The organism is Rhizobium sp. 57MFTsu3.2 (assembly GCF_012932765.1).
In the GTDB taxonomy this organism is placed as follows: Bacteria; Pseudomonadota; Alphaproteobacteria; order Rhizobiales; family Rhizobiaceae; genus Rhizobium; species Rhizobium altiplani.
The window spans coordinates 1-7,624 of sequence record NZ_JDWI01000064.1; the positions used below are offsets into that span (position 1 = coordinate 1).

A 7,624-nucleotide genomic window follows, 5' to 3' on the forward strand; every position below is an offset into this window, starting at 1 on the left:
CGCGGTTCAAATGAGAACACCAATCGATTGCTGCGCCAATACCTACCGCGCGCCACTGACCTGTCCGTACATAGCCAAGCCCAGCTCAATGCTATCGCCAGGCAGCTCAACGAACGTCCAAGAAAGACCTTGCTTTATCAGACGCCCGCGCAAAAATTTGCAGAATGTGTTGCGGCGATCAATTGAACCCACTGCCATAAGCCGCCATTCCGCCCACGCGGGTGATTAGATCACGAATTCCTCCGCGTACGTCTGTGGCTCGGGAACGACCGTAACATCCACCGGAATAATCCAATTGGCCGCGTAGCTCTCGCAGTCGGAACGCGGGAGGTCGGGCTGCACGCACCCCGCCCCATCGATCGCGCGACATCGCAGTATATATCGCCCCACTTTTTCAGGGGTCCACATGTACTCCCACAAGCGCCATGCGAAGGGACATTCTGTTTCGAGAAGCCTTCCCTCGCGCCAGCCCCTGCCATCTCCGGTGCAGACCTGCACCTGCCGGATACCAGCCTCTCCGCTCCAGGCGGCTCCGAAAATCCGGCACGGTTGGCCGAGGATGAGATGCGCCCCCTGTACGGGACGCGCGATCTGCGCTTTGACCTCCATCTCCGTAAGGGGGACCAGCCTAGGTTCCCCAAGGCTGCGCTCCCAACGGAAATAGTCGCGCGCCTGCCAGTAGCCAAGGAACGGTTGCTCCACAACCGTGATATGCGTGATCCACTTGACCCAAGCCATGCCGAACCAGCCACCCACCACCGCGCGTAGCGGGTAGCCGTGATCGCGCGTCAACGGTTCGTCGTTCATCGAATAGGCAAGGATCGTGCTGTCAGCGACGGCCTTCTCCAGCGGTAAACTGCGGGCAAAAGCGATGGGGCCTGGAGAAGCCGTTTTCTTGTTCGCGTCGACGACGCCGCTGTCGGCGCCTACGAGCAGAACCTCACGTGCGGTTCGCCTAACGCCCGCCATTTCCAAAATCTCGCGCAGAAGAACACCCGTCCACGCGGCGTTGCCGACGGCCCCGTTCTGCCACTGCAACCCCTCCTTCGCCGGCACATAGTAGACGCGCCCATTCCCTGCGCACTCGACGACGGCGGTGAAAGTCGTGCTCTGCATCGCCTTGATGCTGTCGAGGTCAAGTTCGATCGGCCGCTCCACCGCCCCGTCAACGCGCAATCTCCAGTCTCGCGCATTGAGGTCCGGTGACGGAAAATGGTTTCGCACGAAGAACAGCTCCGTTGGGATCCGCCAATCGGAGAGCGACGCAAACGGAAACTCGATGTTCTGTGGGGATTTCTGTCGAACTATTAGACTGGGTTGCTGTGGTGTCGGCATCGTCCTCGTCTCTCCTTCCAAGAGCACAACGTCGGCTCGGTCGCGCGAATTCCGGTTCGATCACACCGCCCCTCGCCGTGCGTCTGTCGCATTCCGCTTTCGGGCCGCATTCTAGCACATACCGCACGTTCCTCGGATCGATCTCGAACGGCAGCAAAGGGCCGCAAGCGGCCTCGGCGGGTGACGCCATTACGCCAAAGGTGTACATTGGCAGCCACCATCGCAGTGGCCGCCAGGATCGAGGAAGCGCCTTTCAGTGACGCCCCTCTCGGCGTCAGGCGGCAGGGCGAATATTGTGGTTCATCCGAAACAGGTTGCTCCCGTCGTACTTCTTTTTCAGGTGGACAAGACCCTCGTAATTGTCGCCATACGTGGCCTTCAGGCGCACATCGCCTTCGTCGTCCATCATGAAGTTCGGGTAAGCGCCGTCGAGGTTGAACGGGTGGACCGCCTGCCAGTAGTCGGTCGCCCATTTTTTCAGCGTCGCCGCCTGGCGCGGATCGGCGTCAACGCCGGCAATAACCATCGACCATGTGGCATCCCGGCAATTCCACGCCGTTTCATCTCTTGCCTTGCGATGGACGGCGGCATCGATCGGGTAGAGGTGCATGCACGAGGGTTCGCTGGGTGCCTTGGCCACCTGCTCGATGTGTGCTTCGATCGCCGCGTCCGGAAGCGTCTTCACAAAATCACCCTTCCAGTACCATTGAAGGCCCTTCGGAAAGAGTCCGTCGAACATGCCTTGAAGTGTCGGGTACGGGATCGGACCGGCAAAATCGACAATCGGCTGCGGGAGCGCCCTGCGGACGGCGTTAACTGCCTTCTCCCCGTCGGCGACCGCTCCATTGTAGGAAACGAGAAGCACGCAGATCTTCTTGCCACGATGCTCCACCGGGAACGGATCGGCGGAGGGAACCGTCTGCAGCCCAAGGAAGACGTAGAACTCGTCCGGCGCAGTCGCCAAAAACTCGCGGTACCAGCGCATCACCGTCGCAGCATCCTTCAACTCCCAGAAGATCGGACCGGCATAAACGCTGTCCGCAGGGTGCGCCTCGAACAGAAAACTGGTGACCACACCAAAGTTGCCACCGCCGCCGCGCAGCCCCCAGAACAGATCCGGGCGCTCGGCCTTGCTGGCGGTGACGAGCGTGCCGTCCGCGAGCACGACGTCGGCCTCGATCAGATTGTCGATGGCAAGCCCATATTGGCGGGTGAGGTATCCGTGGCCGCCGTTCAGCGTCAGGCCCGCCACACCTGTGGTTGAGACGACACCGAAGGGGATGGCAAGCCCAAAGGCGTGGGTGGCATGATCGACCTCGCCGGTCGTACACCCGGCCCCTACACGAACTGTCCGCTTGACGGGATCGACGCGCACACCCCGCATCGGCGACAGGTCGATGACGATGCCGTCGTCAACGCTGGCAAACCCAGCCCCGTTGTGGCCGCCGCCCCGGACGGCGATCGGAAGTTCGTTGTCGCGGCCGAAGTTCACGGAGGCAATCACGTCCGCAGCATCCGTACACTTTGCGATCAAGAGCGGCCGCTTGTCGATCATGGCGTTGTAGAGCCTGCGGGCGTCCTCGTAGTCGGCATGGTCGCGCCCGATAAGAGCACCGCGAAGAATCTGTGTGAACTTCCCGATATTTTCGCTGATCATAACACCCTCCTGAAGCCGAGCCTCCGAGCTCATGACGTCGAATCGAATACTGACGAGGGGCGTTTGAAGGATGATGCGCTGACGACTGAATTCGCTCCCCACAGCGGTCGATTGCGACTTCGAAGAATGCGCTGCAAGATGCGGATAGTCTATAATCGTCCTTAGTGTTGGCGCTGAAATGCCGCATGATCTGCGAGGGCTGCGTTCGCAAATTCGCCATCGATTGCTCGGCCTGTTCAACGCGAGCGGCTCCCGGCACTGCGTGGCAGGATGCCGACGTTCGTGGTATTTTTCGGGAACGGTTGAGCGGATTGAAAGTCGATGCAGACGATTGAGGATTGGCTAGCCCAACTCGGTCTCGGCAAGTACGCCGCGGCCTTCATCGAGAATGACGTCGATCTGCGAGCGCTCCCTCATGTCGCGGAATCCGACCTCCGTGAACTCGGCGTCTCGCTTGGTCACCGGAAGATTATTCTAGCCGCGATAAACGGACTTGCGCAGCAACCTCCGGACGAACAGCAGCCCGCTCCCGTCGCGACGGACGCTGCGGCTGACCGACGGCTGCTCAGCGTGCTCTTCTGCGACCTCGTAGGATCGACTGCGTTGTCGGAGCAACTCGACCCGGAAGACATGCACGAGCTGATCCGCCGTTATCAGGATAGCGTCGCGGGCGCAGTCACGCGGTTCGGAGGCTATGTCGCCAAGTATCTCGGAGATGGCGTGCTTGCCTATTTTGGGTGGCCCATGGCTTATGAGGACCACGCCGAGCGCGCGATCCGGGCCGGTCTCGAGGCGATAACCGCCGTCGATGCGCTGCAGTCGCCCAACCAGCGGGGACTGAAGGCTCGGATCGGCATCGCATCCGGGCACGTGGTCGTTGGCGACACCGATGGCAGCGCGAAGGAGCGTGGATCGATCGCCGGCGACACCCCAAACTTGGCGGCACGTCTGCAGGGGGCGGCCGCCCCAGGGCAGATCGTGGTCTCGAACAGCACCCGCCGCCTCGCCGGGCGGTCGTTCGAAATCGCCAGCCTCGGCGAGCGGACGCTGAGAGGCTTCACCTCGCCCACTGCGCTGTTCGAAGTCCGCGGCGAGCGAGAGGTGGACAGCCGTTTCGAAGCCGCGCATTCCAGAAAGCTCTCGAAATTTGTCGGACGTGCCAGCGAGATCGGGCTACTGCTCGAACGGTGGGAGCTGGCGAAGGCCGGCCAAGGACAGATGGTCTTTTTGTCGGGGGAGGCGGGCATCGGAAAATCCCGTCTTGTCGAAGCCTTCGAAGAACATCTGCGCGAGACAGAGCATGAACTCATCCGATTGCAGTGCTCGCCCTATCACGCCACATCGGCCTTTTACCCGATCGTCGAGCGACTGAGCCGGGTCGCGATGTTTACGCCGGCAGACGACCGAAACACGCGAGTCGAGAAGTTTCGCACCCTTGTCAGCCGCTACGGCGAAAGGCCCTCGGAAGTTGGTGCGATCTATGCGGAGCTGCTTTCGCTCGATGGCGGTGACGAGTTCAAGCCGCTAAATCTCTCCGCCCACCAGCGTAAGGAACTTCTCGTCCGCACTCTCGCGAACCGATTGCTTCTTGCGACCAGAATCGCACCGGTGCTCATGGTCGTAGAAGACGCACACTGGATGGATCCGTCCACCATCGAATTGCTAGAAGAACTCGTCGGCCGGCTTCACGGTACGGCCGCCCTCGTCGTCGTCACCCATAGACCGGAATGGAGCGCGGACTGGGCCAGTGGATTGTCGCAGTCGACAACACTCTCCATTGGACGTCTGACTAGGCAACAGATGCGCGAGCTCATCGGATCGATGGACTGCGACATTTCCGAACAGCTTGCCGAAATGATCTTAGAGCGAGCGGACGGCGTGCCGTTGTTCATAGAGGAGTTGACCCGCACGATCATCGAGAGCGGAACGTCACCGTCGCTCAACGTAGAGATCCCGGACAGCCTGCAGGGTTCTTTGATGGCTCGTCTCGATCATCTAGCGGCAACAGCCAAAGAGGTCGCCCAGATTGCTGCCGTTATTGGCAGGGAGTTCGATCGTGGCCTTCTGTCGAAGATTGCAGGTCTCGATGATCGGATCCTCGAGAAAGCACTGCACCAGCTTGTTTCCAGCCAGATCGTCGTCGGAGGCGGTGTCTTGAATGATACCCTCGTTTTCCGTCATGCGCTCATTCAGGATGCCGCCTACCAATCGCTCCTCAACCGGCGGCGGCGACATTTCCACGAGGAAATCGCCAAAGTTCTCGTCGACCAGTATGCCGATGTCGCTGCCACGCAGCCCGAACTCATCGCCCAACACTACGAGAAAGCGCAACGGGTCGAACTCGCGCTTCCATACTGGATGAAAGCTGGAGAACGAGCCCTTGCACGATCCGCCAACTACGAGGCGGTCGACCATTTCCAGAACGCACTGTCGATCGCGGAACAGTTGCCCAACGAGCCCGGCCACCAAACAGACCTTCTCGCAGCAGTCCTGAAACTAGGCGACGCCCTGTACGCTGCCGGCCGCATGACGGATTCGCTGGCGAAATACAGGCTGGCCGCCCCATTGGCACGCAAAGCGGCAGACACTCAGGGCTTCGTTCGCGCAGTGATCGGCCTCGACGGCTCCCAATTTCTCTCCTCGAACTCGCTTGCCGAAACACTGCCGCTTCTCGAGGAGGCCATGGCGATGGTTGAACCAGCGGACAAGAAGTCGCGGTGCCAGATTCTCAGCCACCTCGCGCGGGCTTACGCCTACCTCAGTGACAGCGAGAGGGCCGCAAAATGCCATAGCGTTGGAATAGAACTTGCCCGGGAGGTTGGCGACAAGACTTCTCTTGTGGAGCTCTCCGTTCTCCCGCTCCTGACAGCCTCACCGGTTAAAACCGCCACGGAGAAAAACAACCGGATGGCCCGCATTGACGAAATACGACGCCTTGCGGGCGAGATCGACGATGACGATGTGCTAACCAGGGCGCTTTCCATTGACACCTACGTCTCGACTGAACTGGGCGAGCGCGCACGGGCCGATCGGGCGGTCGACGCCCTGGAGGAACTCGGCACCAAGCGCCAGCATCTCAACGTCCAGTTCTACGCTCGGATCGCAAGAGCGATGATGGCCATCCTCGATGGGAGGTTCACCGCCGCCGAGAAGCTTGCCGAAGAAGCGCTGAAGCTGGGCAAGCACACCCTTGGCGTGGCACCCGAAGGTGTCTACGGCATGCAAATGTTCGCGATCCGCCGGGAGCAGAGCCGTCTCTCGGAGGTCGCACCGGTCATGAAATTGTTGATCGAGGAAAACCCGGACGAAATCACCTGGCTGCCGGGCTTCGCGTTGGTCGCCTTTGACCTGGGTTATCGGGAAGCCGCCCAGCGGAGATTGGAAGAGCTTTTCAGCACACGCTTCACCCTGCCGCTTGACGGAAAACGAAGCGCATCCCTCTCGTTTCTAACGGAAGTCGCCGCCGGCCTGGGGGACATGGAAGCGGCCAGGACACTCTATAAGCTTATGCTCGACTACAAGGAGATGACCGTCACGATAGGTATGGCGACTGTCTGCTTCGGTGCCGCAAGCCGCTATCTGGGCATGTTGTCCGCCGCGCTGGGTGAATTCGATCGGGCGTCAAAGCACTATGAGCATGCTCTCGAGATGAACTCGGCGATCGGCTCGCGACCGTGGCTCGCGCACACGCAGGCAGAATATTCCGATTTGCTAATGAAAATAGGTAGCAGAGCCGCGATAAAGAGAGCAATGTCCTTATCCGAGCATGCCCGGTCAACTGCGGCCGAACTGGGAATGGTCAGGCTGCAACAGCGACTGAAGCAGACCATTCATTAGGATCAGAGGTTCGCCGCTTTGGGTGAGAAGAGGGTCTCATCATGCCACGCTATATCATCGAAAGAAACTTTGCCGAACAACTCCAACTGTCGAAAGAGGGAGTCGAGGAAATCAACCTGATCAACGACGAGGAAGGGGTGAAGTGGATTTTTTCGTTCCTCAGCGCCGACAGGAAAAAGACATACTGCCTTTACGAAGCGCCAAATCCTGAAGCCATTCGCGCCGCGGCAAGGAGGAACAATGTCCCCGCGGATGTGATCATTGAAGTTGGCGGGGAGATCGGCCCCAATATGTTTGCATAGCCCTGCCCGACCGCCCCTCCCGGCTGCACCTGCTTGAGCTACCGAATTTACACGTGAAGGCCGTCCGCCTATGCGGAGGAGGTTTCTGTGAGGCGACTTGAATGGCAAATATTCAGGTTTTGTTGGTTGCGGGGGCAGGATTTGAACCTGCGGCCTTCAGGTTATGAGCCTGACGAGCTACCGGGCTGCTCCACCCCGCGCCAAGTGCAAAACCCTCTGGGTTTTGTCACGGTGCGTAAACTGCGAAGCAGTTTACGCTACTGCCCGAGCAAATTGCCGAAGGCGATTTGTCTCGTGTAAGGGACGCACTGCATGTTTCCGGGCCCATTATAGCACAAAGGCCGCTTTGTGGGCGGCCCTTTTGATCGGCTTAGGGCCGTTTTCGTGATGAGAAGATTATCTTTGTTTCACATGCAGCTTTCGAATGTCTTCGACATTCGGCGCATGTGTTGTTGCGTTTAGCAGACCTGGCAGCGACCGACTCTCCCGCGTC

4 protein-coding genes, 1 tRNA gene and 1 pseudogene are annotated in these 7,624 nt (G+C 59.8%); 3 read left to right on the forward strand and 3 right to left on the reverse strand.

Annotated features, from left to right (window positions below):
* Nucleotides 1-186, forward strand: a pseudogene (locus AF71_RS30905) (IS30 family transposase); the annotation flags it as partial.
* A gap of 39 nt (nucleotides 187-225) precedes the next feature.
* Here AF71_RS30905 and AF71_RS30910 read toward each other — a convergent pair.
* A complete protein-coding gene (locus AF71_RS30910) occupies nucleotides 226-1,224 on the reverse strand; it encodes a sulfite oxidase (protein ID WP_272481247.1) in 999 nt (332 codons plus the stop codon).
* Nucleotides 1,225-1,609: 385 nt separating this feature from the next.
* The gene (locus AF71_RS30915; protein ID WP_025658815.1) at nucleotides 1,610-2,992 is read right to left on the reverse strand and encodes an FAD-binding oxidoreductase; all 1,383 of its coding nucleotides are present in this window, start codon (nucleotides 2,990-2,992) and stop codon (nucleotides 1,610-1,612) included.
* A gap of 321 nt (nucleotides 2,993-3,313) precedes the next feature.
* Here AF71_RS30915 and AF71_RS30920 point away from each other — a divergent pair, with 321 nt between their 5' ends.
* On the forward strand, nucleotides 3,314-6,829 hold the full coding sequence (locus AF71_RS30920) for an adenylate/guanylate cyclase domain-containing protein (RefSeq protein ID WP_169684504.1): 3,516 nt from the start codon (nucleotides 3,314-3,316) through the stop codon (nucleotides 6,827-6,829).
* Between the two features lie 41 nt (nucleotides 6,830-6,870).
* On the forward strand, nucleotides 6,871-7,131 hold the full coding sequence (locus AF71_RS30925; RefSeq protein WP_018856437.1) for a DUF4242 domain-containing protein: 261 nt from the start codon (nucleotides 6,871-6,873) through the stop codon (nucleotides 7,129-7,131).
* A 123-nt stretch (nucleotides 7,132-7,254) separates the two neighbouring features.
* Here the strand turns inward: AF71_RS30925 and AF71_RS30930 are convergent.
* A tRNA-Met gene (locus AF71_RS30930) sits at nucleotides 7,255-7,331 on the reverse strand.
* Nucleotides 7,332-7,624 lie beyond the last annotated feature (293 nt).